24 protein-coding genes are annotated in these 25782 nt (G+C 63.0%); 21 read left to right on the plus strand and 3 right to left on the minus strand.

Annotated features, from left to right (window positions below; genetic code table 11):
• The first annotated feature begins 9 nt into the window (after positions 1–9).
• The 21 genes from rpmG to Q0248_RS00490 all read left to right on the plus strand — a co-directional run bounded on the left by rpmG (position 10) and on the right by Q0248_RS00490 (position 20105).
• Complete coding sequence (gene rpmG, locus Q0248_RS00390; RefSeq protein ID WP_211788471.1) at positions 10–198, plus strand: 50S ribosomal protein L33; 189 nt, start codon at positions 10–12, stop codon at positions 196–198.
• 18 nt (positions 199–216) lie between these two features.
• Complete coding sequence (locus Q0248_RS00395) at positions 217–366, plus strand: DUF4295 domain-containing protein (protein ID WP_211788470.1); 150 nt, start codon at positions 217–219, stop codon at positions 364–366.
• A 209-nt stretch (positions 367–575) separates the two neighbouring features.
• On the plus strand, positions 576–1967 hold the full coding sequence (locus Q0248_RS00400; RefSeq protein WP_299318450.1) for an MATE family efflux transporter: 1392 nt from the start codon (positions 576–578) through the stop codon (positions 1965–1967).
• Positions 1968–2012: 45 nt separating this feature from the next.
• Positions 2013–3158 carry a metallophosphoesterase gene (locus tag Q0248_RS00405; RefSeq protein WP_299318453.1) on the plus strand — a complete coding sequence of 382 codons (1146 nt, stop codon included), beginning with the start codon at positions 2013–2015 and terminating at the stop codon, positions 3156–3158.
• A 97-nt stretch (positions 3159–3255) separates the two neighbouring features.
• The gene (locus Q0248_RS00410) at positions 3256–3603 is read left to right on the plus strand and encodes a TM2 domain-containing protein (RefSeq protein WP_299318454.1); all 348 of its coding nucleotides are present in this window, start codon (positions 3256–3258) and stop codon (positions 3601–3603) included.
• A gap of 20 nt (positions 3604–3623) precedes the next feature.
• A complete protein-coding gene (locus tag Q0248_RS00415) occupies positions 3624–4037 on the plus strand; it encodes a DUF2752 domain-containing protein (protein WP_299318456.1) in 414 nt (137 codons plus the stop codon).
• A gap of 388 nt (positions 4038–4425) precedes the next feature.
• On the plus strand, positions 4426–4962 hold the full coding sequence (locus Q0248_RS00420; RefSeq protein ID WP_299318458.1) for a phosphoribosyltransferase family protein: 537 nt from the start codon (positions 4426–4428) through the stop codon (positions 4960–4962).
• Positions 4963–4976: 14 nt separating this feature from the next.
• Complete coding sequence (locus tag Q0248_RS00425) at positions 4977–5549, plus strand: adenylate kinase (protein ID WP_211788463.1); 573 nt, start codon at positions 4977–4979, stop codon at positions 5547–5549.
• A 151-nt stretch (positions 5550–5700) separates the two neighbouring features.
• Positions 5701–6894, plus strand: coding sequence for a GTPase ObgE (gene obgE, locus Q0248_RS00430; protein ID WP_299318461.1), 1194 nt, complete (start codon positions 5701–5703; stop codon positions 6892–6894).
• Positions 6895–6979: 85 nt separating this feature from the next.
• Positions 6980–7363 carry a DUF1573 domain-containing protein gene (locus Q0248_RS00435; protein WP_211788461.1) on the plus strand — a complete coding sequence of 128 codons (384 nt, stop codon included), beginning with the start codon at positions 6980–6982 and terminating at the stop codon, positions 7361–7363.
• Between the two features lie 1021 nt (positions 7364–8384).
• Positions 8385–10082 (plus strand): SulP family inorganic anion transporter, encoded by a 1698-nt coding sequence (locus Q0248_RS00440; protein WP_299318470.1) that lies wholly within the window; start codon positions 8385–8387, stop codon positions 10080–10082.
• The gene (dusB, locus tag Q0248_RS00445; protein ID WP_299318473.1) at positions 10079–11086 is read left to right on the plus strand and encodes a tRNA dihydrouridine synthase DusB; all 1008 of its coding nucleotides are present in this window, start codon (positions 10079–10081) and stop codon (positions 11084–11086) included. The genes Q0248_RS00440 and dusB overlap by 4 nt, the downstream gene beginning before the upstream one ends.
• A gap of 22 nt (positions 11087–11108) precedes the next feature.
• Complete coding sequence (locus Q0248_RS00450; protein ID WP_299318474.1) at positions 11109–12248, plus strand: DUF4369 domain-containing protein; 1140 nt, start codon at positions 11109–11111, stop codon at positions 12246–12248.
• Between the two features lie 27 nt (positions 12249–12275).
• Complete coding sequence (gene mltG / locus Q0248_RS00455; protein WP_299318477.1) at positions 12276–13397, plus strand: endolytic transglycosylase MltG; 1122 nt, start codon at positions 12276–12278, stop codon at positions 13395–13397.
• A gap of 9 nt (positions 13398–13406) precedes the next feature.
• Positions 13407–14171, plus strand: a complete 765-nt coding sequence (locus Q0248_RS00460) for a tRNA threonylcarbamoyladenosine dehydratase (RefSeq protein ID WP_299318478.1) — start codon at positions 13407–13409, stop codon at positions 14169–14171.
• Positions 14152–14832 carry an ABC transporter ATP-binding protein gene (locus Q0248_RS00465; RefSeq protein ID WP_299318480.1) on the plus strand — a complete coding sequence of 227 codons (681 nt, stop codon included), beginning with the start codon at positions 14152–14154 and terminating at the stop codon, positions 14830–14832. Before Q0248_RS00460 ends, Q0248_RS00465 begins: the two co-directional genes overlap by 20 nt.
• 12 nt (positions 14833–14844) lie before the next feature.
• Positions 14845–15567: a helix-hairpin-helix domain-containing protein gene (locus Q0248_RS00470; RefSeq protein ID WP_299318481.1), complete on the plus strand. Its 723-nt coding sequence runs from the start codon at positions 14845–14847 to the stop codon at positions 15565–15567.
• Positions 15568–15588: 21 nt separating this feature from the next.
• Complete coding sequence (gene hemB, locus Q0248_RS00475) at positions 15589–16572, plus strand: porphobilinogen synthase (protein ID WP_299318484.1); 984 nt, start codon at positions 15589–15591, stop codon at positions 16570–16572.
• A 6-nt stretch (positions 16573–16578) separates the two neighbouring features.
• A complete protein-coding gene (locus Q0248_RS00480) occupies positions 16579–16773 on the plus strand; it encodes a hypothetical protein (RefSeq protein WP_299318486.1) in 195 nt (64 codons plus the stop codon).
• Between the two features lie 558 nt (positions 16774–17331).
• Positions 17332–18795: a potassium/proton antiporter gene (locus Q0248_RS00485; RefSeq protein WP_299318488.1), complete on the plus strand. Its 1464-nt coding sequence runs from the start codon at positions 17332–17334 to the stop codon at positions 18793–18795.
• Positions 18792–20105, plus strand: a complete 1314-nt coding sequence (locus Q0248_RS00490) for an MATE family efflux transporter (RefSeq protein WP_299318491.1) — start codon at positions 18792–18794, stop codon at positions 20103–20105. The genes Q0248_RS00485 and Q0248_RS00490 overlap by 4 nt, the downstream gene beginning before the upstream one ends.
• A gap of 161 nt (positions 20106–20266) precedes the next feature.
• Here the strand turns inward: Q0248_RS00490 and Q0248_RS00495 are convergent, their stop codons facing one another.
• From Q0248_RS00495 to Q0248_RS00505, 3 genes are read right to left on the minus strand one after another with little or no spacing between them, the layout of a single operon-like run.
• On the minus strand, positions 20267–21367 hold the full coding sequence (locus tag Q0248_RS00495; protein ID WP_299318494.1) for a S41 family peptidase: 1101 nt from the start codon (positions 21365–21367) through the stop codon (positions 20267–20269).
• Between the two features lie 2 nt (positions 21368–21369).
• On the minus strand, positions 21370–22380 hold the full coding sequence (locus Q0248_RS00500) for a hypothetical protein (RefSeq protein ID WP_299318497.1): 1011 nt from the start codon (positions 22378–22380) through the stop codon (positions 21370–21372).
• Positions 22370–25078, minus strand: a complete 2709-nt coding sequence (locus tag Q0248_RS00505) for a DNA gyrase/topoisomerase IV subunit A (protein WP_299318499.1) — start codon at positions 25076–25078, stop codon at positions 22370–22372. Before Q0248_RS00505 ends, Q0248_RS00500 begins: the two co-directional genes overlap by 11 nt.
• Positions 25079–25782 lie beyond the last annotated feature (704 nt).

Below are 25782 nucleotides of genomic sequence, written 5' to 3' on the forward strand. Positions count from 1 at the left end.
ATAAACGACATGGCAAAGAAAGCTAAGGGCAACAGAGTGCAGGTCATCCTCGAGTGCACCGAACACAAGGAAAGCGGTCTACCCGGTACGTCCCGCTACATCACGACCAAGAACAGAAAGAACACGACAGAGCGTCTCGAGCTGAAGAAGTACAATCCCATCCTCAAGCGCATGACTGTTCACAAGGAAATCAAGTAAGGATAAGGAGATAAGACAATGGCAAAGAAAGCAGTCGCATCGTTCAAGAAGGCTGACGGCCGTACCTACTCTAAGGTAATCAAGATGGTCAAGTCCCCTAAGACGGGCGCTTACGTCTTCCAGGAAGAGATGGTACCCAACGAAGCTGTCAAGGAGTTCTTCTCCTAAGCCGACATTCCCCCTCCCACACAGACCTTAGTCCCTCAAAGGCCTATGCTGTGTGTATAGCTACCCTAGAAGAGGCTGTCCCATACTGCGGGCAGCCTCTTCTGTGTAGCTCCCTAGCCCTCCTGCCCAGTGCCGCGCCTGAGCGCGCTCGGTAGGGCAATCACCCCTATCCCCTCGATCCCTCCGCACCTCCCACATCCCCTCCCGATATGTCGGCTACAGCCACCCCTCATACCGAGCGCACGGAGCGCCTTGCCCACGAGCGTATCCCTAGCCTCCTCCTCCACTATGGTATCCCCGCCGTCGTGGGGACGATGGTCAACGCCCTCTACAGCGTCGTAGACCGCGTCTTCATCGGTCAGGGCGTCAGCGAATTCGCCATCACGGGCCTCGCGCTGACCTTCCCCATCATCATCTTCATGCAGGCCTGGGGCATGCTCATCGGCGTGGGGGCCTCCTCCCGCGTGTCCATCCTGCTCGGCGAGGGGAAGCATGACGAGGCCGAGCGTATCCTGGGGAACGGCCTCCTGCTGACGCTCGTCACGCAGCTGGCGACCATCATCCCCGTGATGATCTGGCTGGAGGACCTCCTGCGCCTCCTGGGGGCGAACGATAGGACCCTCCCCTTCGCCTACGACTACCTCAAGATCATCATCCCGGGGAATATCTTCTCCACCCTCAGCTTCAGCTTCAACGCCATCATGCGTGCCTCGGGCTACCCCTACAAGGCCATGGTGACGATGCTCATCGGAGCGGTGCTGAATACCCTCCTCGACGCGCTCTTTATCTACGGCTTTGGCTGGGGAATCGAGGGTGCTGCCTGGGCTACGGTCATCGCCATGGCGGTGTCTATGGCCTTCGTGATGCACCATTTCCTAAGTGCCAATAGTGAGGTGCACTTCCGCCGCCGCAATCTACGCTTCTCCTGGCAGCAGATCAGCTCCATCCTCTCGATCGGGATGTCGCCCTTCTTCCTGCAGCTCCTCAGTAGCGGTGTGGCCTTCCTGATCAATAAGACACTGGCCGACTACGCCGAGAGCCCGCTGATGGCTGACCGTGCTGTGGGCGCCTATGGGATCATCAATAGCGCGGCGTTGGTGGGCTTCATGTTTATGGTGGGCATTGCGCAGGGGATGCAGCCCATCGTGGGCTTCAACTATGGGGCGCGTGCCCTACCTCGTGTGCGGCAGACCTTCCAGATCTGCTCGACGACCAACCTCGGTATAGGGCTGCTGATGACACTCTCGGCCGTGGTGGTGCCAGGACTTATCTCCTCGCTCTTCACCAGTTCGCCCGAGATGATCGAGGCCTCGGTGCATGCGCTGCGCCTCTGCCTCTATGGCTTCGCCTTCGTGGGCTTCCAGGTGACGGCCACGCAGTTCTTCCAGAGCATAGGCTTCGGCGGGAAGGCGCTCCTGCTGAGTATCTCGCGTCAGACGCTCTTCCTCATCCCCGCGCTCTTCCTCTTCCCTCGCCTCTGGGGGAGTACGGGCGTGTGGCTGGCGCTGCCCTTCTCCGATATCTGTGCCGGGGTACTGGGCATGGCGCTGATGTACTACCAGTTCCGCATCTTCGACCGTCAGTTCGGCGAAGGGCGCTAGGCCCAGGCGCGCTGGCTGGGCCCGGTGCTAAGCATCATTACTCCTATGGTCTACATCTATTCGGTACTCTGCTGCCTCTTCCTCTTCCCCTATCTGGGCTGGCGCGGAGGCCAAGCCCTCGGCGCGCGGGCACGCCGCCTCTTCTGGGGGCTACTGGCGACGATCTTCGTCCTCTTCTTTGTGGGTCTGGCGACGCATCGCCTCTTCCAGGCAGACTGGATGAGCGCCGTGATGAATGGGATGGTCTACATCTTCTTCTCCACGCTCTATGTAGCGGGGGTGGTCTTCCTGATCAATGGGCTGCGGCGCCTGGACGCGCGCTACTGGGGCTGCTATGCGCGCCTTGGGCTGCGTGGGCAGCGGTGGCTCAAGCAGGGCCTTTTCGCAGGGCTCGTCCTGCTCTTCTTCGGCCTCATGGTCGTAGGCCATCGCAATGTCCGCTACCCGCAGGTAGTGCACCGCCGCATGGTGCTCTCGCGGCTGACGCCCGCGGGGGCTGAGCCGCGCCAGCGTATGAGGCTGGTCTTCTTCTCTGACCTACATATCGGCGAGGCGATGACCCCTGACTACGTAGGCCGCGCCGTAGACCTCATCCTTGCCCAGCACCCCGACGTCATCCTCTCGGGTGGGGACTTCATCGACCACCTCAGCGAGTACGCCTATGACCCGCGGGTGATGAAGCTGATGCGGCGCCTCAACGCAGGCGCTCCCAGCGGTGCCTACTACGTGCTGGGCAATCATGAGTACCGTGCCGACACGATGGCCAATATCCGCTACGTGGCGGAGACGGGTGCCACGCTCCTGCGCGATAGCACCGCTCTCATCGTCAGCCCGCAGGGCGATAGCCTGCGCCTGATCGGCCGCGACGATGCGGTCAATGAGGCACGCCGTCCGCTGGAGTCCTTCTTCAGCGGTACGCCCAGCAGCCTCCCCACCATCCTCATGGAGCACACGCCGAAGTCCATCGACAGCCTCAGCCTCTATCCCATGGACCTCATGCTCTGCGGGCATACGCACGGCGGACAGATCTGGCCAGGACAGCTGCTGGTCTGGGCGCGCGTCGGTATGGCCTCGGGCCTGCGCCGCGAGGGAGAGCGTGAGCTCTATATCTCGCAGGGGATCGGTTCGGCGGGGGCTACCTACCGCATCGGTACCCGCAGCGAGATCGTTGTCTACGACCTCTGGTGGTAGCGTGCTGAGGGCGGGCTGTATCATCGCTCAATAGCACTATCTTTGCGCTAGGGCTCCTTAGCCTCAAGCATTCATTCACATAATTATCAGAGAGATTATGGACAAGCAAATGGTGGACCTCTTCCTTGTCATGAAGCAGAAGTATTTCGCCGCCGAACACCTGCCCTACATCCGTGAGCGTCTCATGCAGCTGACCGATGAGCAGTTCCACTCGATCAATGGGGTCGAGCTGATGGACCCTACGGTCATGCTCCTCGTCTCGATCTTCGGCGGCTACCTCGGCATCGATCGCTTCCTGCTGGGGGATATCCCGATGGGCGCGCTCAAGCTCATCACCGCTGGTGGCTGCGGGATCTGGACCGTCATAGACTGGTTCCAGATCCAGGATAAGGCTCGCCAGAAGAACTTCGAGACCATCGCACAGTACTTCTCCATCCTCTCCTAGCGGGCGCTCCGAGACGCATCATGCGGCGCCGGCCTGCCCTACGTCTTAGTCCCTATCTCACACGCCTCAGGCGGTGGGCTAGGGACTATTGGCTTATAGGCCTAGGGCTGCTGCTCCTCATCTATGCCCTTGTAGACCCCGCGCTGGGCTACTTCCCCAGCTGTCTGATCTATCGCTCGACGGGCCTGCGCTGCCCTGGCTGCGGGACGCAGCGGGCGCTGCATGCCCTCCTCGGGGGGCGGCTGGGCGAAGCCCTCCATTATAACTACTTCCTCCTCATCATGCTCCCCCTGGGGCTGCTCTACCTAGCCCTGCCGCGCTACGGGGAGCGCTGGCCGCGGATGGCGCGTCTGCTGCGCCACCCCGTGACGCTCCTCCTGCTGGCGCTCTTCACGCTTGGCTGGGTCGTCCTGCGCAACTGCTATGGGCTCTAGCCCGCAGGGGCTCTACGCGCGGCCGCTCCTGGCCTTGATCGAGGCCCCCATAGTTCCTGCCCTTCCTTATGCCTTAGCCCGCGCGCTGCTGATGGATATCCCTCAGCGCACTGACTGCTATCCCTCGTGACGCTGACTGACGTCCCTCAGCCGCCTGAGGGATATCCCTCGTGGAGCTCGGACAAGGCTGCTGCCGCGCTAGGCTGCTGCTGGGTCTTGACTGGAGTAGGGACGAGGCTGTACTAGGGTAGGGGAGGGAGGGCTGCTCCGTCTGCGCTGGAGGCCGCATGGAGTGCCTGGAGCTGTGTCTCAGGGAATAGCATTATCTTTGTGGCTTCTTAGTAAGCTATCTTCGTAATAGACCGTATAGAATAGTAACGATACAAAGATGAAAGAAGTAGTACTTCATGGTCGCACCTTCGAGCCCTATCTGACGGGCGAGCAGGTCAGTGCTGCCGTCAGAGAGCTGGGGCTGCGCCTAAAGAATGACTTCAAGGATCGTGATCCGCTCTTCGTCTGCATCATGAACGGCTCCTTCATGTTTGCCTCCGAGCTGATGTACACCATTGACGAGGAGTGGGAGGTAGCCTTCGCACGCTACAAGAGCTACGAGGGCACGCAGAGCACGGGTCGGCTCCAGGAGCTGTTGCCCGTCACTCAGGACCTCAAGGGGCGCGTCGTCGTCATTGTCGAGGACCTCATCGACACCGGCTATACGGTGTATTGCCTCAAGAAGCTCTTCCTCGAGCAGGGCGCAGCCGAGGTGCATATCGCCGCCATGCTCCGCAAGCCCGAGGCTGTGAGCTGCGACGTCGACACCGACTACGTAGCCATGGACATCGAGAATAAGTTCATCCTCGGCCACGGCCTCGACTACGATGAGTACGGCCGCATGTACAAGGACATTTACCAACTCAAAGACTAAACATCATACCCACGATGCTGAATTTAGTGATCTTCGGAGCCCCAGGCTCTGGTAAGGGAACGCAGAGCGAGGTGCTCATCGCTCAGTATGGCTTCGACCACCTCTCCACGGGGGATATCCTCCGCGCTGAGATCAAGGCCGAGAGCGAACTAGGGAAGGCTGCCAAGAGCTATATCGACGCAGGGCAGCTCGTCCCCGACAGCCTCATCATCGACATGATCGAGAAGGTGCTCCAGGAGCGCCAGCCCAAGAAGGGCCTTATCTTCGACGGCTTCCCCCGCACGGTGCCTCAGGCCGAGGCGCTGGATGCGCTGCTCGCCAAGCACGCTACGGCCGTGCACGCCGTCCTCGACCTACAGGTCGCTGAGGACGAGCTCGTAGAGCGCCTCCTCAAGCGCGGCCAGGAGAGCGGTCGTAGCGATGACAATCTCGAGACGATCAAGAAGCGCCTCGAGGTCTACCACGCACAGACGGCGCCCATCGCCCAGTACTACGCCCAGAAGGGCGTGCACCACGCCATCGCAGGCAGCGGTGCCATCAGCGACATCACAGCGCGCATCGCTGCGGTGATCGACGCACTAGGCTAAGCCCCCTCATCTCGGCCCTTCCCCGAGCGGGGAGGGGCCAGACCACTACGGTTGGAGGACAAGGCGCGGCATCCGAAGAGTAGTCGTCCTCGCTCCCGAGGGGCTACGCCTCGGATGCCCGCCTTTCCTTATTATCAATGTATAGCCGACTATGGCAGAATCAAACTTCGTAGACTACGTCAAGATCTACTGCCGCTCTGGTAAGGGCGGTCGCGGCTCGACGCACTTCCGACGCGAGAAGTACATCCCCAAGGGTGGCCCCGACGGCGGCGACGGTGGTCGCGGCGGGGACATCTACCTGCGTGCCAATGAGAACTATTGGACGCTGCTGCACCTCCGCTACCAGCGCCACGTCATCGCTACCAGCGGTGCCCCCGGCAGCGGCAAGCGCTCCTCGGGTGCCGACGGAGAGGATCAGGTCATCGAGGTGCCCGTGGGTACGGCGGTCTACGATGCCGAGACGGGCGAGTTCATCACCGACCTCAACCGCAACGGACAGACCGAGCTCCTGCTGAAGGGCGGTCGTGGCGGGAAGGGGAATACCTTCTTCAAGACAGCCACCAACCAGGCGCCCCGCTACGCACAGCCTGGCGAGCCCGCCCGTGAGCGTACCATCATCCTCCAGCTCAAGATGCTGGCGGACGTAGGCCTCGTAGGCCTGCCCAACGCTGGGAAGTCCACGCTGCTCTCCGTCCTGACGGCTGCCAAGCCCAAGATCGCCAACTATCCCTTCACCACGCTCGAGCCCAACCTCGGCATGGTGCGCTACCGTGACGATCGCTCCTTCGTCATGGCCGACATCCCCGGGATCATCGAGGGCGCCGCTGAGGGCCGTGGCCTGGGGCTGCGCTTCCTGCGTCACATCGAGCGCAATGCCCTCCTACTCTTCATGATCCCCGCCGACACCGAGCACATCGCCGACGAGTATCGCCTGCTGCTCGGGGAGCTGGTCAAGTACAACCGCGAGCTCGTGGAGAAGCGCAAGGTGCTGGCCATCACCAAGTGCGACCTCATCGATGAGGAGATCCAGGGCTGGCTGCTGGACGAGCTCCACAAGGAGCTGGACACGGATCTGCCTATCGTCTTCATCTCCTCGGCCGCACACATGGGCCTCACCGAGCTCAAGGACCTGCTGTGGCAGGAGCTCAATCGTGAGACCAAGCACCGCCCCGAGAGCCTCATCCAGCAGACCATCGACGTCACCAGCCTCAGCTGGGAGGACGAGGATGAGGAGCTGCCCGAGCTGGAGGAAGAGGACGAGTGGGACGAGGAGTGGGACGAAGGCGAGGAGCTGGAGTTCGACTGGGACGATCTGCCCGAGGCCGAGGCCTCAGAGATACGCTAGCTTGCCCGCTAGGCGTTATTTACTTACCTTTGCTAGCCCTCCCCTTTGATGGGGGACGGCTGTGATCACCTAATAAAGATAGATTATGAAACGATTTGCTTTTATCCTCAGCGCGCTCCTGCTCTTCGTGGGGATTGCCCTAGCTCAGGCTACCAAGGGGGCAGTCATCTCGGCGCCTGTGACGGAGTTCGACTTCGGCACGATCCTCGAGGCTAATGGTAAGGTCTCGCATACCTTTATCATCAAGAATATCGGCGACGCTCCGCTGATCATCACGCGCGTCTCCACGCCCTGCTCCTGCACCACGCCCGAGCATACCCGCGAGCCCATCGCCCCAGGCAAGGAGGGCAAGGTCGTCGTGACCTACAACCCCGCAGGCCGCCCCGGCCCCTTCTACAAGAATATCGCCGTCTACAGCAACGGCAAGGACGGCGGCTTCACCCTCCGCATCAAGGGCGAGGTGAAGTAAGCCCAAGGCGAGGTGAGGTAAGTCCCTCGCCACCCCGTGAGGCTCCGCCGACTCTCCCTCTAGCTGAGGCCTCATAGCCTCTCCCTCAGGGTCGAGATGCTTCCCTTGCCTCCGCTCCTTTAATAACGAACGCCCCCGCGAAGCGCCGCTGCCCAGCAGCCGCTCCGCGGGGGCGCTCCTTTTGTCCCTGCCGCCTCGCTCCCTCGTGCCCCTCCCCTCGGCCTCCCCGCTCCCGCGCTTGCCAAGGTCTAGGTGGTGATTGCCTCCCGTTTATGTGCCTCCGCAGTAGCGATCCAACCCTACTAGGTCCACGATGTCCTTATTTTGGACTTCGGGGTAGATTAATTATTTTTGCATCGGTGATGTTACCCCGTAAGGGGACGTCGCCCCGATTGAGCCCTACCCCCTTCTTGGGGTGGGGCTTAATTTTATATATCGCCGTTGTGATTGGCCGCCCGCCAATGTACCTTCGCAGTGACCATTCAACCAAAATAGAAGAGGCAAGTATATGAATACTTGCCTCAGCCGTGGTGCGCAGTTTTACCTGCGTCCCTAACTCTCTCGAGCTGTCACAAATGTAATCAATAATTTGGACCATGAAAGGTCTGGACTTCTAGCGTCAGCTCCGAGAGTTTTCCTGGGGATGAGGCGCGAGCTGAATGACCGAGCCTGGTAAGGTGGACGTCTAGGTCAAGAACCTCTTTGCCGACAACTTCTCTAGGTCGGGCCTCATCGACGCAGGGCTGTACCCCCAGCTGTAGGCCAAGTGCCAACTGGGTGTTGACACATCAGCACGCGACCCTATACTCAGCCTCTATAAGCGATACCCCCTGATACGTGCGAGCCTTGAGGGAGTGTGTAAGGAGAAGACTTCGTGTGGGGTGCGGTAGCCTCCTTGCCTTCGTGCTTGCGCTGGGGGGAAGGAGTCTTGGCGGCGGACTGAGGCTGAGGCTAGGGCTGGGTGATGCGCCCTGCTCTTCGTATCTTTGTAGTCCTCATGATCATATATAGACGGAAGTAGATGAAGCTAGGATTCTCTGTACGACCTATGCTGCTGGATAGCCTCAAGGGCTATAATCGGGGGATGCTGACGCGCGACCTCCTGGCAGGACTCATCGTAGGGATTGTCGCCCTACCTATGGCTATCGCCTTCGCCATCGCCAGTGGCGTCTCCCCAGAGGTGGGGCTGATCACGGCTGTAATCGGGGGCTTCGTGGTCTCCGCCCTAGGCGGTAGCTCGGTGCAGATCGGGGGGCCGACGGGCGCCTTCATCGTCATCGTGCTCGGGATCATCACCGAGTACGGCATGAGCGGGCTGCTCGTGGCGACGCTGATGGCGGGGATCCTCCTCGTACTGATGGGACTGCTTAGGCTGGGGACGCTCATCAAGTTCATCCCCTATCCCATTATCCTGGGCTTCACGGCAGGGATCGCGGTGACGATCTTCACCACGCAGATCAATGACCTCTTCGGCCTCGGCCTCACGAGCCTGCCTAAGGAGTTCGTCCCCAAGTGGGGCGTCCTGCTCTCGAGCCTTGGGCAGACCCATTGGCTGACACTCTCCGTAGGCCTCGGGAGTATCGTCATCATCCAGCTGACGCCACGGCTGACGAAGGTCATTCCTGGTTCGCTCGTGGCGATCGTCGTGATGACGATCCTAGGCTACGTGCTGAAGACCTACTGCGGCATCACCGAGCTGGTGACCATAGGTGACCGCTATCAGATCTCCACGAGCCTACCTCCACTCGTTGCTCCCGAGCTGAGCTGGGAGCTGGTAGAGCGCCTTATATCGCCCGCCTTCACCATCGCGCTGCTTGGTGCGATCGAGTCGCTCCTCTCGGCCAGCGTCGCCGACGGCGTCATTGGCGAGCGGCACCGCTCCAATACCGAGCTTGTGGCGCAGGGCGTGGCTAATATCATCGTGCCCTTCGTCGGCGGGATCCCCGTCACGGGAGCCATTGCCCGCACGATGACCAATATCAACAACGGCGGGCGCAGCCCCATCGCGGGGATGACGCACGCCGTGGTACTCCTTGTGACCTTCCTCTTCCTCATGCCGCTGATGGCCTATATCCCTATGGCCGTGCTGGCAGGGGTGCTGGTGGTCATATCCTATAATATGAGTGGCTGGCGCTCGGTGCGCGCTTCGCTTCGCGGGCCGAAGAGCGATGTGGCGGTGCTGGTGGTGACCTTCCTGCTGACTGTGATCTTCGACCTGACGATCGCCATCGAGCTGGGGCTGCTGCTGGCGATGCTGCTCTTCATGCAGCGCATGGTCGAGAGCACGCGTATCCTCGTCTCGCGCGGCGAACTGGAGCTGCATGCTGCGGGGGATGACGGCCATCAAGGCCAGAGCGAGCGGCTCACGCTGCCCGAGGGGGTAGAGGTCTATGAGATCGAGGGGCCTTTCTTCTTCGGCATTGCCAATCGCTTCGAGGAAGTGACGTCGGTGACGCAGGCCGCTCCGCCCGTGCGTATCCTACGTATGCGCTCGGTGCCCTTCATGGACTCGACGGCGGTGCGTAACCTCGGGATCCTCGTCGCGACCTCACAGCGTAGCGGCACGCGCCTCATCCTCTCGGGGGTCAACGAGCGTGTCCACAGCACGCTGCGCGCCACGGGGCTAGCAGATCTCATCGGAGATACTTATATTTGTCCGGATATCCATCGGGCACTAGAGGTGGCCTCAGTATATATAGTAGAAGGAAAGAAGGGATGAAGATAGGACAGAGCCTAGAGCTAGGACAGGAGCCGCTACTGCTGGCTCCGATGGAGGACGTGACGGATGCCGCCTTTCGGCTGATGTGCCGCCGCTTCGGTGCTGACCTAGTCTATACCGAGTTCCTCAGCGCCGATGCCCTCATCCGTCAGGTGGCGGGCACGACGCGCAAGCTCGCCATCGACCCAGAGGAGCGCCCCGTAGCCATACAGATCTATGGGCGTGAGGTCGCCCCTATGGTGGAGGCGGCACGCATCGCCGAGGCTGCGGGACCCGACCTGCTCGACCTCAACTTCGGCTGCCCCGTCAAGCGGGTAGCGGGCAAGGGCGCTGGCAGCGGGATGCTTCGTTGCCCCGCCCTGATGCTGGAGATCGTACGTGAGATCGTCAAGGCGGTGAAGATCCCCGTGACGGTCAAGACGCGCCTTGGCTGGGACCACGACAGTCGGATCATCGTCGAGCTGGCGGAGGCCCTACAGGACTGCGGTATCCAGGCCCTCACCATCCACGGCCGTACCCGTGCCCAGATGTACACGGGGCAGGCGGACTGGACGCTGATCGGCGAGGTGAAGAACAATCCCCGCATGCACATCCCCATCATCGGCAACGGCGATATCACGACGGGCGAAGAGGCTCGCCGCGCCTTCAATACCTACGGCGTGGATGCCGTCATGGTAGGCCGCGCGACCATCGGGCAGCCCTGGATCTTCGAGCAGATGCGCCACTACCTCACCACAGGCGAGCAGCTGCCGATGCGTGCCAAGAGCTACTACGTCGAGGTGCTGCGCCAGCTGGTGGACAATAACATCGCCAAGCTCGACGAGCGCCGCGGCATCCTCCACAGCCGCCGCCACATCGCCGCCAGCCCCATCTTCAAGGGCATAGACCACTTCCGCCCCGTGCGCATCGCCATGCTGCAGGCCACGACCCGTGAGACGCTCTTCGCCGAGATCGCCCGTGCCGAGGAGCTGCTGCTCGCCACGGGGGACTACTGGACAGAATAAGGACACACACGATCATAGACACATGACCAAGCGAATAGGACGACTACTGGGGCTGACGCTAGCCCTCTGCCTGCTAGCCAGCTGCTCAGGCCATAAGTCCAGCGACTTCATCGCCGAGGGCACCATCAGCGGAGCCGCCGACCAGATGCTCTACCTCGAGGAGACGATCTCCGAGGAGCCTCGCATCATCGACTCGGTGCACCTTGATAAGGAGGGGCACTTCTCCTTCCGCGGCGAGGGGCACAGCTACCCGATGCTCTACCGTCTGCGCCTCGGGGAGCAGCATATCCCCTTCGCGGCGGACTCGGCACGTCGCTTCAGCATCACAGCTGAGGCCTCGCGCCTCTTCGATAGCTACCGTATCACTTCGCCCGAGGACTACAATAAGCAGATCCAGGAGGTCTGCCGCCTCAGCAAGGCTACCAGCCGACAGCTGGAGCCCATGGTGCAGGAGGCCTGGGCGAATAGGCTCAATGCCGACTCGGCTCGGGCTCGTAGCTCGGAGCTCATCGCGGCGCTCAAGAAGCAGCTCACCGAGCGCTTCATCTACGCCGACCCCAAGAGCCCCGCAGCCTGCTTTGCGCTGCTGCAGACCATCGGATCGGGCAGCTACTTCTCCCCACTCAATCCAGACGACGCCGCGGCCTTCGCCGCCGTAGCCACCGCCTACGATACCTTCTACCCAGAGGCTCCCTATGCGGCACTGCTCAAGCAGGCTGCCCTCCAGGCGCGAGCCATTAAGCGTGGCAGCTGCGTGATCAACGAGCCTGGCTACGAGCTGCCTCAGCAGCCCGAGGTCGTCGCCTACCCCGAGCTCAGCTATCCTGATCGCACGGGGCGCACGGTCTCGCTCAAGGAGCTCGCGGCTCAGGGCCCTACGCTCGTTAGCTTCACCTCCTACGCTGAGCCTTGGTCACCCGAGCTCGTGGCGGAGCTGCGCCAGCTCCAGCAGGCACACCCCGAGCTGCGTATCTACGAGGTCTCGGTGGACGCCGATAGCTACTTCTGGAAGAACGCCACACGCACCCTCCCCTGGACAACTGTCCATGATGCCGAGGGTCGTAGCCTCGGTCTGTACAACGTGCAGCGCCTGCCCTCCTTCTACGCCATCCGCGGCGGAGACCTACAGCGCCTCAGTTCGCCGAGCGCCTTCTACCGCTAATACTCACCTCCCCGAGCTCTCCCTCCTATGTCAAAGAACTCTGTCGCGCACTATCAGCGCATCAATGGGCGTCGACTCCTGCCCTCCAAATACCGCGGGCACCGCTCCAGCTACGGGCGTCGTCGCCCCTGGGGACGCTACCTCCTGCTGCTTGTTCTGCTCCTTGTCCTCCTAGGGCTAGGTGCTGGGGGCTACCTCTATACGGCACCTGCAGGACGCCCCGAGGCCGATACGACCTACATCCTCGTAGCTCCAGGGGCGAAGTACCCTGAGCTCCGACAGCAGCTGCAGTCCAAGCTCTGGCTGCGCTATCCTCGCCTCTTCGGCTGGCTGGCGGACTACCGAGGCCTGAGCTCCGAGCCGCTGCGCCCCGGCCGCTACGCTATCACGCGCGATATGAATATGGCTGGGGTCATCGACGAGCTGCAGCACGGCGCGGACGTGCCCCTCGTGCTCCAGCCGGGGGCGCTGCGGACTAACGCCGAGATCCTCGACTTCTTCGCCGCCCAGCTCTGGGTCAAGCGCGATAGCCTGGAGGCGGCCTTCAGTGACCCTGCGCTCCTCTCCCGCTACGGCATGACCCGCGAGACGCTGCGTGCCCAGCTGATGCGCCAGCCGCTCACGCTGCGCTGGACGGCTACGGGCAGGGAGCTGCTGGACAGCATCCACAGCGGCTACCAGCGCTTCTGGCGCGGTGCGCGCAGTGAGGCCGCCCAGCGCCTGGGGCTCACCCCGCTGCAGGTGACGACGCTGGCCTCCATCGTGGAGAGCGAGTCGGCCAAGCGCGACGAGTATAGCCGCATCGCAGGCCTCTACCTCAATCGTCTCCGTCAGGGCATAAAGTTACAGTCCGACCCGACGGTGAAGTATGCCACGGGCAACTTTGCCCTCAAGCGCATTAAGGGTGAGCACCTAGCCACCGAGTCCCCCTACAACACCTACCGCGTCGTAGGCCTCCCGCCTGCCCCCATCGTGCTGCCCCACACGGCGACCATCGACAGCGTGCTGGCGGCCGAGGCGCATGACTACCTATATATGTGTGCCCGCGAGGACTTCTCGGGATACCACCGCTTCGCCGCACGCTTCAGCGAGCATCTGGTCAACGCCAAGCTCTACCAGCAGGAGCTCAATAAGCGCGGCATCAACTAAGTCCCCTCGATGAGTCAAGCCAAAGCCTGGACGGAGCGCACGAGACTGCTGCTCGGGGATGAACGTGTGGACGAACTCGCTGCCTGCCATGTCCTCGTTGTGGGGCTGGGAGGTGTCGGCGGCTACGCCAGCGAGCTCCTCGTACGTGGCGGCATCGGTCGCCTCACCATCGTCGACGCCGACACCATACAGCCCTCCAATATCAATCGCCAGCTCGTCGCCACGCATCGCCACATCGGCGAGCCCAAGGCGCGTGTGCTCGCCGAGCGCCTGCGGGACATCAACCCCGAGGTCCAGCTGGAGGTCGTCGAGGACTTCCTCAAGGATGAGAACATGGTCGAGCTGCTCGACCGCCATCGCTATGACTTCGTCGTCGATGCCATCGACTCCCTCTCACCCAAGGTCTACCTCATCGCCCTGGCGCGGGAGCGCGGGTTACCCATCGTCTCCTCCATGGGCGCGGGGGCGAAGAGCGATCCCTCCAAGATCCATCAGGCGGACCTAGCGCACAGCTACAACTGCTCGCTGGCCCGCGCCCTTCGCAAGCGCCTCCGTAAGCTGGGCATCAGCCGCGGCGTGCCCGTCGTCTTCTCCAGCGAGCTGCCTGATGAGTCGGCCGTGCTGGAGATCGAGGGCGAGCGCTGCAAGCGCTCCACCGCAGGCACTATCTCCTATATGCCGGCCCTTTTCGGCTGCCAGCTGGCGGCCTATGTGCTGCAGCATATCCACGCCTCATCCGCTATCCCCCCGCAGCATGCTCCTACAGGCAACTAACATACACAAGCACTTCGGCTCGCTCGAGGTGCTCAAGGGCGTCGACCTCAGTGTTGAGGCGGGCGAGATTATCTCTATCGTCGGCGCTAGTGGCGCGGGCAAGACGACCCTGCTGCAGATCCTCGGGACGCTGGAGCAGGCCGAGCCCGGCGCCTCGCTGCGTATCGAGGGCGAGGAGGTCGCCCAGCTCAGCGAGCGCCGACTGGCCGAGCTCCGCTGTCGCCGCCTCGGCTTCATCTTCCAGTCGCATCAGCTGCTGCCTGAGTTCACCGCCCTGGAGAACGTCATGATCCCTGCGCTGCTGCTGGGGCGCTCGCGCTCTGAGGCGAAGGCGCGGGCTCTCGAGCTCCTTAGCCGCCTCAGCCTCTCGGAGCGGGCGGGGCATAAGCCCAGCGAACTCTCGGGCGGCGAGAGCCAGCGTATCGCCGTGGCGCGTGCGCTGGTCAATGAGCCCGCCGTCATCTTCGCCGACGAGCCCTCGGGCAGCCTCGACACGGCCAATAAGGAGAGCCTACACCAGCTCTTCTTCGACCTGCGTGCCCAGCTGGGGCAGACCTTCGTCATCGTCACCCACGACTCCGAGTTCGCTGCGCGTGCCGACCGCATGATCGTCCTCAGGGACGGACGCATCGAGCAGGAGCTGCGCCGCGATAGCCTATAGCCAGAGACCGATATGCGACAAGGCGACCATCCCATAGGCAAGGCAGAGCGCATCGTCCTCATGCTGCTGGTCATCGTCCTAAGCTCTGCCCTCGCGCTCTACGCCTGGACGCAGTACCGCAGTCCTAGCCCAAGGGCGGTCGCTACCCTCGGGCAAGCTCCCTTAGCGAATAGTGCTGCAGCCTCCCAGCCTGCTCCCGAGCTACGGCGGGGAGCCCAAGCGGCACCCGAGCGGCGCGACTCCACCCAGCGCCTGGTGACGAGCCCCGACTACGTGGGCCCGCCTTCGGGGACGGAGCGCGTCGTAGCTAAGTATCAGCACTACGTTTCGCTGGACCTCAACACTGCGGACTCGCTGACGCTGCTGCGCGTCCCGGGCATAGGCCCTGCCTTCGCCCACCGCATCCTCTCCCTCCGTAGCCGCCTCGGGGGCTACTATACGGTGCTGCAGCTGCAGGAGGTCTATGGGATGGATGCCGACCGCTTCGTCCAGCTGCGGCCATGGTTCGTCGTCCGCACGCCCCCGCGCCAGTATCCGCTCCCCGCGCTGCGTGCTGACTCCCTGCCCTGGCATCCCTACCTCAACCGCGCGCAGCTGCAGGGGCTGCGCCTCGGGGTGCTGCGTCAGGGACGCCGCCTCAGCTGGCGCCACCTACGCCAGAGCCCTGCCTTCAGTCGTGAGGATAGTATCCGCCTGGCGCCTTACTTCCCCGACAGCCTTCACTCAGTACATTGATCACATCCTATAAGCTAGCTTATGTACCCTACGACACGTCTACGCCGTATGCGTATGACCCCTCAGCTGCGCAGCCTCGTCCGTGAGACGACGCTCAGCCCCTCCGACTTCATTGCGCCTCTCTTCGTCGTGCACGGCACGGGTATCCGTGAGGAGATCTCCACCATGCCTGGGCAGTACCGCCTCTCTGTGGACGAACTGGTGAAGGAGTGCACGGAGCTCTACCGCCTCGGCGTCCTCTCCGTCATGCTCTTCGGCATCCCCGAGCACAAGGACGAGACGGGTAGCGAAGCCTACAGCGACCACGGCATCGTCCAGCAGGGCATCCGCGCGCTGAAGGCGGCACTGCCCGAGCTCATCGTCATCGCCGATATCTGCATGTGCGAGTACACCGACCACGGACACTGCGGCATCCTGCACGAGCACTACACGGTAGACAACGACGCCACGCTGCCCTACCTCTGCCGTCAGGCCCTCTCCTTCGCCCGCGCCGGGGTGGACATGGTCGCCCCCTCCGATATGATGGACGGGCGTATCGCCGCCATGCGTGAGGCCCTCGACCGCGAGGGCTACGAGCAGCTGCCCATCATGTCCTACGCGGCGAAGTTCAGCTCCGCCTTCTACGGCCCCTTCCGTGACGCTGCCGACTCCGCCCCCGCCTTTGGCGACCGACGCAGCTACCAGATGGACCCTGCGAACATCCGTGAGGCCATGCGCGAGATCGAGAGCGACATCGCCGAGGGGGCGGATATCGTCATGGTCAAGCCCGCCATGCCCTACCTCGACGTCATCCGCTGGGCGCGCGATCGCTACGACCTGCCGCTGGCAGCCTATCAGGTGAGCGGTGAGTACGCCATGATCCAGGCTGCAGGGATGAACGGCTGGATCGATCGCGAGCGCATCATGATGGAGAGCCTGCTGTCGATCAAGCGTGCGGGCGCCGACCTCATCCTGACCTACTTCGCTCGCGAGGCAGCCCTGCTGCTACGTGAGGCTAAGTACTAGCGTGCTATGGCCTACCGACGACCGCTGACCACGCGGCAGATGCTGCTCTTCGCGCTGCTGTGGCTGAGCCTTGTGGGCTATACGCTGTGGATGCGCGGCGGGCGGCTGGACGGCCCTACGCTGCTCACGCTGCTGCTCTCGGCCGTCTTCGTCTTCTACCCGATCATCAAGAGCTGGCGCCAGCGCCACCCGCGTCGCTAGCCTAGCTACCCCCCCCCTTACGCACGCTCGAGGAGCGCTGCAGGTCACTGTCCCTCGGGGCAAGGCCTGCAGCGCTCCTCGCTTTTTACTAGCACGGCGCCCCTTGTGGCCTTGGGCGGGCTAAGCCTATTTGTCTGAAGGAGCTCAGCAGCCCCTCGAAGCACCTCGCACTTAGTCCTGCGGTAGGCTCGGCTAAGCCCCGCCACACGCGTCGCTTTGTCGCGTCGCTCTGAGGGATATCCCTCGGCGTGCTGACTGATACCCCTTAGCGTGCTGATGGATGTCCCTCAGACGCTTGACTGATATCCCTCAGCAGCGGGAGGTTGGGCTCGCGTTGCGCTAGGGCAGCTTCGGGCCTGCTGTCCCCCAGAGAGCGGGGAGGTGCTGTGGGGAGGCTGCATCCGCAGCTCGGAGCGGAGGGGGAGGGGCACTGGGCTGCTGTACGGCCTGCCTCGGGGGCATAGTGTGCTCGAAGTCTTGCTTTTCCCTGCCAAAATGCTTATATTTGTTAAACGTCCTCGGGCGCTCATGCAGATAAAGCGAATAGAATAGCACTAGATGACATTGGACCTCTTCTCCTTTGAGTTTTTCCTCCTCATGGGCTCGCTGCTCATCCTCGCCGGGATCCTCGCGGGCAAGGTGGGGACGCGCTTCGGCGTGCCTGCCCTCTTGCTCTTCCTCCTGACGGGTATGGCCTTCGGCAGCTCGGGGCTGGGTATTGAGTATAATGATGCAGGGCGTATGCAGGACCTCGGGATCCTCGCTCTGACGGTCATCCTCTTCACGGGGGGGCTGGAGACGAAGCTCTCCGACATACGCCCTGTCCTCGGCCCGGGGATCATGCTCTCGACGCTGGGGGTGCTGCTGACGACCTTCTGCCTTGGGGGCTTCTTCTACGGCATGGACCAGCTAGGCTGGGCGCCCGTGCACCTCTCCTTCCCCATCGCCCTGCTGCTGGCGGCGACGATGTCCAGCACGGACTCGGCCTCGGTCTTTGCGCTGCTGCGCTCACGCAGGATGCACCTCAAGGAGAACCTACGCCCCATCCTCGAGCTCGAGAGTGGGAGTAATGACCCCATGGCCTACATGCTCACCATCGCGCTGATCCAGTACATCACGGGCGGAGGCGAAGGGGCGTGGACGGACATCCTGAAGACCTTCCTCCTACAGTTCGGCGTGGGGAGCCTGCTGGGCTACGTGCTGGGGAAGCTGACGGGCTGGTTCCTCAATAAGGTGAACATCGGCAACGAGTCGCTCTATCCCATTCTGCTGCTCTGTCTGGTCTTCCTCACCTTCTCGGTCACGAGCCTGCTGCAGGGCAATGGCTACCTAGCCGTCTACATCATGGGCGTACTGGTGGGGAATAGGAAGATCGTGCACCGCAAGAGTATCTCCACCTTCTTCGACGGCATCACCTGGCTGCTGCAGATCACGCTCTTCATCACCCTGGGGCTCTTCGTCAACGCCAGCGAACTGCTGCCCATCACGGGCTTCGCGCTCCTCTCGGGCGTCTTCATGATCCTCTTCGCGCGTCCGCTGGCCGTGCACCTCTGCCTGCTCTTCTTCCCCCGCATCTCGATGAACGGGCGCCACTTCCTGGCCTGGGTAGGCCTGCGCGGCGCCGTGCCCATCATCTTCGCCACCTATCCACTGATGAGCCAGGTCGAGGGGGCGGAGACGCTCTTCAATATCGTCTTCTTCATCACCCTGCTCTCGCTGCTGATCCAGGGTACGACGCTGCCGCTGGTGGCGCGCTGGCTCAAGCTCGATGAGGAGATCAAGGAGGAGGTGAGCCTCTTCGGTGTCAAGATCCCCAAGCATACGGGGGCCCGCATGGAGGAGCGTCATGTCGATGCGCCCATGCTGGCGGGTGGCAGCCTGCTGATGGAGCTCGACCTGAGGGAGGAGGAGCTCGTCATCCTCGTGCGCCGTGGCGACCGCTATATGGTGCCTAAGGGCAAGCTGGAGCTCGCCGTAGGTGACATCCTCCTCATCGTCTCCGAGCACCACCTCTCCCGATGAAGCAGACCGCACCCGAGAGCCTCTACCGACAGATCCTCAGGCTCACCTATCCCAATATCCTCTCCAACATCACGGTGCCGCTGCTCATGATCAGCGACATCGCTATGGCTGGCCGTATGGCTGGCGGGGAGAGCATCGCTGCCGTCACGGTAGGGGCGGCGGTCACCTCCTTCGTCGTCGGGCAGTGGAGCCTGCTGCGTATGGGTACGACGGGCTTCACAGCGCAGGCGCGTGGCGCAGGCGACGTGGCGGCCCTCGGTCGGGGGCTGGCCTCGGGGAGCCTCATCGCCCTGGTGGTAGGGCTCGTGCTGGCGCTGGCGAGCCCGCTCTATGTAGCTCCCGTCGCCTCGCTCTTTGAGCGGGAGGGTGGGGCGCTGAGCCTTGCGGCCCAGGACTACCTCGGCTATGCCTTCCTCGGACTACCTGCGGCGCTGCTCCTCTATGTCTTCAACGGCTGGCTGGTGGGCATGCAGCAGATGAAGCTCGTCATGAGCGTCAGCATCGCCAGCAATGTGCTCAACATCACCTACAGCTACCTCCTAGCCTTCCCCCTCGGCCTCGGCGTCGGGGGACTGGCTCTCGGGACGGTGCTGGCGCAGTACAGCGCCCTCGTGCTGCTGGCCCTCGGAGGCTGGCGCCGCGAGCGGGAGGTGCTCAGTAGGCTACGCCTCAGCGATGCCTGGCACCCCGAGACCATCCTGCGCTACTTCCACGTAGGCAAGCACCTGATGCTGCGCACGCTGCTCCTACAGTCGGTGATGCTGAGCTTCGTCTATATCGGGGGGCGCATGGGGAGCGTGACGCTGGCGGCCAACGGCCTCTTGATGCAGCTCTTCAGCCTCTTCTCCTACTTCATGGATGGCCTAGCCTACGCCGCGGAGGCGCTGGTGGGTGAGGCCGTCGGGGCACGGGATAGGCGACGCCTCGGGGAGGTCATCCCTGCGGTCGTGCGCCTCGGCGCTGGGGTCGCGCTCTGCTTCGCCCTGCTGTATGCCCTCATTCCCGAGCCGCTGCTCGCGGCTCTGACGGACAAGGCCGATGTGCTGGCGCGTGCCGCCGAGGAGCGCCTGTGGATCGCCGTGGTGCCGCTGGCGTCCTTCCTCGCCTTCCTCGGCGATGGGATCATGGTCGGCGCCACGCGCAGCATCGACATGAGCCGCGCCGTGCTGGTGGGCCTGGTGGGCTACGTGCTGCTCTATGCCGCGACGGCCAGCTGGCTGGGTGTGGATGCGCTGTGGCTCTCCTTCGTCAGCTATCTGGCGCTGCGCAGCGGCTGGGTGCTGCGCGCTGCCCGTAGGCTCTACGCCTAGCCTCGGCCCTCACTCGGCTGCCCCTCCTAAGTCCTTACTATAGGGCTCTCGCCCGAAGCAAAGCGCCCCCACAGATCCGTGTGATCTGTGGGGGCGCTTGCTTTGTGCTGGCCTTCGAGGAGGCTCGGGCTCTGTGGGGAGCTCTTGGGGGCGGCTAGGGACTAGCGGGGGAACTTAGACCAGCGGCGCGTGCGACGTAGGTGCTCGAAGCGCTCCTTGAGGTAGCTCACCGCACCCTCGATCATCGTGTCGTAGCCGCGGATGGCCGCCTCGCGCTCGAAGCTGAGCGTGAGGTCGGGCTTGATCCCCTGCTCTATGTCGCCTCCCTTGGCGTCGTAAGTGCGGCTGGCGGAGTAGCGTACCGACCAGCCGTTGGGCAGCTCGCTACTCATCGGCAGCCCACCGCCGCCGCCCGTAGGCTGCCCCATGATAGTCACCAGCGGCAGCCCGCTCATCCTGAGGGTGAAGTCATTGGCCGCGCTGTAGACACCTCGGTCGACGAGCAGGACGACGGGGCGCAGCCAGCGCACCCCTCGATCTACGGGGCGTAGCCGCAGCTCTACGCGCGGGGCGAAGTCATCGTGCCCGGGGCCGCGCTTGTGGCTCATATAGCCTACCACGCGCTCGGCGTCGATGAAGTGACTGGCCAGGAGGTCAGAGTTCGTTACCTGCCCGCCGCCATTATCCCGTATGTCGATGATGAGCGCACGGCAGCCGCTGAGGCGGCTCAGGGCGGCGTTGATATTGCCCTCACTGAGGCCCTGGGCGAAGCTCGAGACGCGTATGTAGCCTATGCTGTCCTGCCCGTGGTCGTGGTGCTTGAGCCAGGTGTAGCTCAGCGCCCCAGCGATGCGGTAGTCCTGCCCGAGGTAGTCCTCGATGAGGCTGCTATTGCTCCCAGCGGGGTAGTCGCTCTTCCAGCGCCAGTAGCGACCTTGGTCGAAGGGTGTGATGAGGTTGACGTGCCCGTCCTTGAGCTCGGAGAGCAGCCCCGTCAGGACGAGGAAGAGCGAGTCGCTCGACATCTGGGCGCGGAGCTGGCTGCGCCACTTCAGCCGCATATCGGCCCAGCTGGAGTCCTTGGGGAGCTTGAGGTCGAAGTAGCAGTAGTTGCGGTCGAGCGTCTCCCAGAGGACGTCGAAGTTGCGGAAGCTATTATTCGTGAAGTCCTCCTCAGTGGAGCAGGAGCCCAGCCCCGAGATGAGGAGGAAGGCCGTCACGAGGACTCCGAGGAGGCGGGATCGTCTGTGGTGTAGCGGCATGGCTAGAAGGGGCTAAGTGGGGCGTAGTCGGTCTGTGCGCGGCGTCCCGAGAGGGGCAGCAGCTGGGTGGAGACCCCGACGAGTAGACCCTGCGTGAGGCTCGAGCGCTCGAGGGCATTGACCCGGAGGCGCTGTAGGTCGAGGCGGTAGCCAAGGCTGAGGGTTATCCAGTCCAGCAGCGGCAGGTCGATGCCCGCTACGAGCTGGCTGCGTAGGGCTGGCCCAGGGCCTCGGAGGTAGAGGCGTCGCTGCCAGGAGCTGTAGTAGTAGAGCTCGTAGTAGCTCTCGCCGTACTCTTGGCTGAAGGAGAGGCTGAGGAGGTCCAGCTCACCGTACAGCCTTAGGCGGGCGGGGAAGGAGAGGCTGGGGAGGCGGTAGCTATACAGGGCCGAGAGGCCAAGCCCGAGGGAGGCCTCGATGCTCACGGGATTATTGCCATTGCGGCTGCTGTAGCGTGCGCCTCCTCTCCCGACGAGAGCAGGGCCGAGGGCGAGGCGTCCGTAGCGTCCCTCCACGAGGCGGCGTAGGTAGCTGCGGTCGTAGCTGAACTGCAGGCCCCACATACGGCCGTTGCCAGCGGGATTGGTGCTCTGACTGAGGCCGAGGCTGAGGAGGCTGTGGTCCGTCCAGCGTGGGTCTACGCTGCGCTCGGGGCGTGCCAGCAGCTCGCTGAGGCCGCCACGGCGCTGCCGCCTATAGCCGTAGCTGGCAGACTGACTGACGAAGCCGAGCTGCGTGCCCCCGTAGCGCAGTGGGCTGAGGTAGCTGTCGCGCTGGATGATCCCCCCGAGGCTGAAGGAGCGCACCTGGCTGATGGGGCTGTGGGTGACCTCGCGGGGCTCGAGGAGGATGCTCTTGGCACGGTCTGTGCTGGGGAGGCTGTCGGCCTCGAGGCAAGGCTTAGGCTCGGCGAGCGGAGTACCCGCGGCGGTGAGCGCTCCGCCTAGGAGGGCGAGCAGCAGGCTCAGGATACGTCTCGAGCCGTGGGCTAGGGCTGGGTACTTAGGCCTCATCGCTGGGCTTAGGGCTAGGGGTGAAGTCGGTCTCGGCGAAGAGCTGGGCTTCTTCGCTTGGCTCGCTCGCTTCGTCCGCGCTGCCCTCCTCGGGCTCGTCGTCGAAGCTGGGAGAGGGCTTGAGGGGCTCCAGTTCGCGCAGCTCCTCCACGAGCTGCGGCGCCAGGCGCTTGCCTCGGGCGCGGATGCTCTTGACGAGGGCGAAGTCCTCGACCTCGAGGGTGGTCAGCTTCAGCTCGCCTCCCTTCTCCTTGCGCCCGTACTCGAGGATAGGATAGTAGGTGTCGGTGAGGAGCAGCAGCTTATTGCGCGTGTCCTCGCCGACGATCTGCTCGCGCTTGGCCTCGGGCTCGATGCTGAAGCGCTTGATGTACTGCAGGCGCTGCTCTGCGTCGTAGTAGACGGCCGTCCAGATCTTCTGCGGACGGTGCTTCTCGATGCGCAGTAGGTTCTCCTCGATATGGATGCTGTCGCTGAAGTCCGTCGTGTAGCACTCCCCTGTGTCGAGGATGATGAGGATGCGGTCGTGGGCGTGGAAGGAGCCGAGGTACTCGCCCTGACCATTGTAGTTGAGGCGCAGGACGTCGCGGTCGAACCACACGTCGCGCCCCCCGAGCGTCGAGTAACCCTTGCTGAGCAGCGTCACCGAGTGCACCTCGGCCTTGGTGACAAGGAAGCCCACAGAGCTGCGGCTCTTGATCGGCAGCTCGGAGAAGTCCTTCTCGAACTGGAAGAGGCGCTGCCGTGCGTTGCGTATCTTGAGCTTGATGGATACCTTCTCCGCCTCGCCATTGGCATTGGCTGAGAAGTACAGGATACGGGAGCCCTCCTTGCCGCGGGTAAGGTCATAGCTGCGGTCACGGATCACGGAGAGCACGTTGAAGCGCTTGGCATACACCGCCCCCGCCTTGCCGTCGCGATAGACTACATTATATATGGTGCGCTCGTCGCCTCGCTGGTAGCGCGCCACGTGGATGACCTCCTCGTGCCCGTAGAACTTCTTGTCCTCGACCTTGAAGACGCTGTAGCGTCCCGAGCGGAAGAAGATGATCAGCTCATCCATCGTAGAGCAGTTGCACACGAACTCCCCATCCTTCAGCGCCGTCCCGACGAAGCCCTCCTCGCGGTTGATATACAGCTTGGCGTCCAGCTCGGCTACCTTCGCCGCCTCGATCGTAGAGAAGCTCGTGATGCGCGTCCTACGGGGGTAGGCCGCTCCGTAGCGCGCGATGAGGTGCTCATACCAGCGGATGGTGTACTCCGTCATGTGCCCCAGGTCGTACTTCAGGCGGTCGATCTCCTCCTGGAGCTGCAGCATCACAGCCTCGTGGCGGGGGAGGTTGAAGCGCAGGATACGTGCCATGCGGATCTCTAGGAGGCGCTTGAGGTCGGCCTCCGTGATGGGGCGCAGCAGCTGCTCGGCGAAGGGCTCTAGGCGCCGCGCCACATGCGCCAGCGCCAGTGCCTCGCTCTCCGCGTCTTCGAACTCCCTATCCTTATAGATACGCTCCTCGATGAAGATCCGCTCCAGCGAAGCGGCCAGGTACTGCTCCTGACGCTCGCCGAGTAGGATCTGCAGCTCCTCGGTGAAGAGCTGCTTCGTCCTATCCACGCTGTAGCGTAGGAGCTGGCTGACGCTGGTGAAGAGCGGCTTCTCGTCTGAGATGACGCAGCAGTTGGGGCTGATGCTGACCTCGCAGTCGGTGAAGGCGTAGAGCGCGTCGATGGCCTTGTCCGAGGAGACCCCCGCCGCTAGGCTCAGGCGTATGTCGGTGCCGGCGGCCGTCATGTCGTCGACGCGACGGATGCGTATCTTGCCCTTCTCTACGGCCTTGAGGATGGACTCGATGAGGGAGGTGGTCGTCTTGCCCGCAGGCAGCTCGGTGATGCTCAGCGTCTTGGCGTCGATCTTGTCGATCTTGGCCCGGGAGCGCAGACTGCCGCCGCGCTCGCCGTCGTTGTAGCGCGAGACGTCGATCAGCCCGCCCGTGGCGAAGTCGGGATAGAGCGTGAAGGGCTCGCCGCGCAGGTAGGCGCAGGCAGCCTCGGCCAGCTCGGTGAAGTTGTGCGAGAGGATCTTGGACGAGAGTCCGACGGCGATCCCCTCGGCGCCTTGGGCTAGGAGGAGGGGAAACTTGACGGGCAGTGCCACGGGCTCATCCGTCGTGCCGTCGTAGCTCTTCTTCCACTCGGTCACGCGGTCGCTAAAGGCGGCCTCGAGGGCGAAGGCGCTGAGCTTGGCCTCGATGTATCGGCCAGCGGCGGCGGAGTCCCCCGTGAGGATGTTCCCCCAGTTGCCCTGCGTGTCGATGAGGAAGCCCTTCTGCCCGAGCTGCACGAGGGCGTCCTTGATGGAGGCGTCCCCGTGCGGATGGTACTTCATCGTCTCGCCGACGATGTTGGCGACCTTGATGAGCTTGCCCCGATCCATCTCCTTCATGCTGTGCAGCAGGCGGCGCTGTACGGGCTTCAGTCCATCATCTATATGGGGTACGGCACGCTCGAGGATGACGTAGGAGGCGTAGTCGAGGAACCACGTCTGGTACATCCGCGTCAGGCTGCTGAGCTCGGGGCGTAGGCCGGGGCTCTCGGTGCCCTGGGGCGTCTCGGGGTCAAGGAGCTCCTCTGTGGGCTGTAGCTCCTCGCCGATCTCTTCGTCGTGCTGTGCTGTCATCTGTGCATCTGGCTGATCTATCATAGCTACAAAGATAAGGAAACGTCGGCAGCGTAGCGACTCCGCTAAGGCTGTGCCGCGCTTGCCCTGAGGCCTATAGCCTCCCTGGGGCCAAGCTCCCCGCCCTCCGAAGGCCTCCCCCCGCCGCCTTCCGCTCCAAGCCCTGCCTCCTTCCCTTCCAAGCCTTGCCTCGCTCCTCCCAAGCTTTTCGCCCTCCTCCCCTAATACCCACAGAGACTCCCCGTCCAGCTCAGCTGCTCCTCCCTTACATCTAAACCCTCCCTCCTCTTACGCCCAAGACCTCCCGCCCCTTATCCCTTAGCCTTCCTTAGGGATATCCCTCAGGGCGCTGACTGATATCCCTCCCGTCGCTGAGGGACGTCCGTCAGCGACTTGACTGCTATCCATCAGCGAGCTCCGCCCTAGCCCTCCCCGCCGCGAGGGTATCTATAGGGCGGCTGTCTCGCTAGGTAATTGCCTATCTTTGTGACTGTACCCGAGTAGCTAAGTGTTAACCCCCAGCGCTCGGGGCAGCATGGATTGAAGCAATGAACAGAAGATGGACAATCGAGGAGCTCAAGACCTTGGGCCAGTCTCAGGGAAATGTCCAAGATCTGTCCAAAAAAGCAGAGCCAGAGTCCAGATTTAGCAGAGGGGATTTAAGTAAATAGGCTGGAAAATAGTTAGTTGCAAATGTCCAAAAAGTGTCCAATAAGTAGGCTGGTAAT

Source organism: uncultured Porphyromonas sp., from assembly GCF_938046015.1.
Lineage (GTDB): Bacteria > Bacteroidota > Bacteroidia > Bacteroidales > Porphyromonadaceae > Porphyromonas.

Bases quoted from the DNA above. Each gene is read 5' to 3' on its own strand.
- rpmG (WP_211788471.1), top strand. From the start codon at position 10: ATGGCAAAGAAAGCTAAGGGCAACAGAGTGCAGGTCATCCTCGAGTGC.
- Q0248_RS00395 (WP_211788470.1), top strand. From the start codon at position 217: ATGGCAAAGAAAGCAGTCGCATCGTTCAAGAAGGCTGACGGCCGTACC.
- Q0248_RS00400 (WP_299318450.1), top strand. From the start codon at position 576: ATGTCGGCTACAGCCACCCCTCATACCGAGCGCACGGAGCGCCTTGCC.
- Q0248_RS00405 (WP_299318453.1), top strand. From the start codon at position 2,013: ATGGTCTACATCTATTCGGTACTCTGCTGCCTCTTCCTCTTCCCCTAT.
- Q0248_RS00410 (WP_299318454.1), top strand. From the start codon at position 3,256: ATGGACAAGCAAATGGTGGACCTCTTCCTTGTCATGAAGCAGAAGTAT.
- Q0248_RS00415 (WP_299318456.1), top strand. From the start codon at position 3,624: ATGCGGCGCCGGCCTGCCCTACGTCTTAGTCCCTATCTCACACGCCTC.
- Q0248_RS00420 (WP_299318458.1), top strand. From the start codon at position 4,426: ATGAAAGAAGTAGTACTTCATGGTCGCACCTTCGAGCCCTATCTGACG.
- Q0248_RS00425 (WP_211788463.1), top strand. From the start codon at position 4,977: ATGCTGAATTTAGTGATCTTCGGAGCCCCAGGCTCTGGTAAGGGAACG.
- obgE (WP_299318461.1), top strand. From the start codon at position 5,701: ATGGCAGAATCAAACTTCGTAGACTACGTCAAGATCTACTGCCGCTCT.
- Q0248_RS00435 (WP_211788461.1), top strand. From the start codon at position 6,980: ATGAAACGATTTGCTTTTATCCTCAGCGCGCTCCTGCTCTTCGTGGGG.
- Q0248_RS00440 (WP_299318470.1), top strand. From the start codon at position 8,385: ATGAAGCTAGGATTCTCTGTACGACCTATGCTGCTGGATAGCCTCAAG.
- dusB (WP_299318473.1), top strand. From the start codon at position 10,079: ATGAAGATAGGACAGAGCCTAGAGCTAGGACAGGAGCCGCTACTGCTG.
- Q0248_RS00450 (WP_299318474.1), top strand. From the start codon at position 11,109: ATGACCAAGCGAATAGGACGACTACTGGGGCTGACGCTAGCCCTCTGC.
- mltG (WP_299318477.1), top strand. From the start codon at position 12,276: ATGTCAAAGAACTCTGTCGCGCACTATCAGCGCATCAATGGGCGTCGA.
- Q0248_RS00460 (WP_299318478.1), top strand. From the start codon at position 13,407: ATGAGTCAAGCCAAAGCCTGGACGGAGCGCACGAGACTGCTGCTCGGG.
- Q0248_RS00465 (WP_299318480.1), top strand. From the start codon at position 14,152: ATGCTCCTACAGGCAACTAACATACACAAGCACTTCGGCTCGCTCGAG.
- Q0248_RS00470 (WP_299318481.1), top strand. From the start codon at position 14,845: ATGCGACAAGGCGACCATCCCATAGGCAAGGCAGAGCGCATCGTCCTC.
- hemB (WP_299318484.1), top strand. From the start codon at position 15,589: ATGTACCCTACGACACGTCTACGCCGTATGCGTATGACCCCTCAGCTG.
- Q0248_RS00480 (WP_299318486.1), top strand. From the start codon at position 16,579: ATGGCCTACCGACGACCGCTGACCACGCGGCAGATGCTGCTCTTCGCG.
- Q0248_RS00485 (WP_299318488.1), top strand. From the start codon at position 17,332: ATGACATTGGACCTCTTCTCCTTTGAGTTTTTCCTCCTCATGGGCTCG.
- Q0248_RS00490 (WP_299318491.1), top strand. From the start codon at position 18,792: ATGAAGCAGACCGCACCCGAGAGCCTCTACCGACAGATCCTCAGGCTC.
- Q0248_RS00495 (WP_299318494.1), bottom strand. From the start codon at position 21,367: ATGCCGCTACACCACAGACGATCCCGCCTCCTCGGAGTCCTCGTGACG.
- Q0248_RS00500 (WP_299318497.1), bottom strand. From the start codon at position 22,380: ATGAGGCCTAAGTACCCAGCCCTAGCCCACGGCTCGAGACGTATCCTG.
- Q0248_RS00505 (WP_299318499.1), bottom strand. From the start codon at position 25,078: ATGATAGATCAGCCAGATGCACAGATGACAGCACAGCACGACGAAGAG.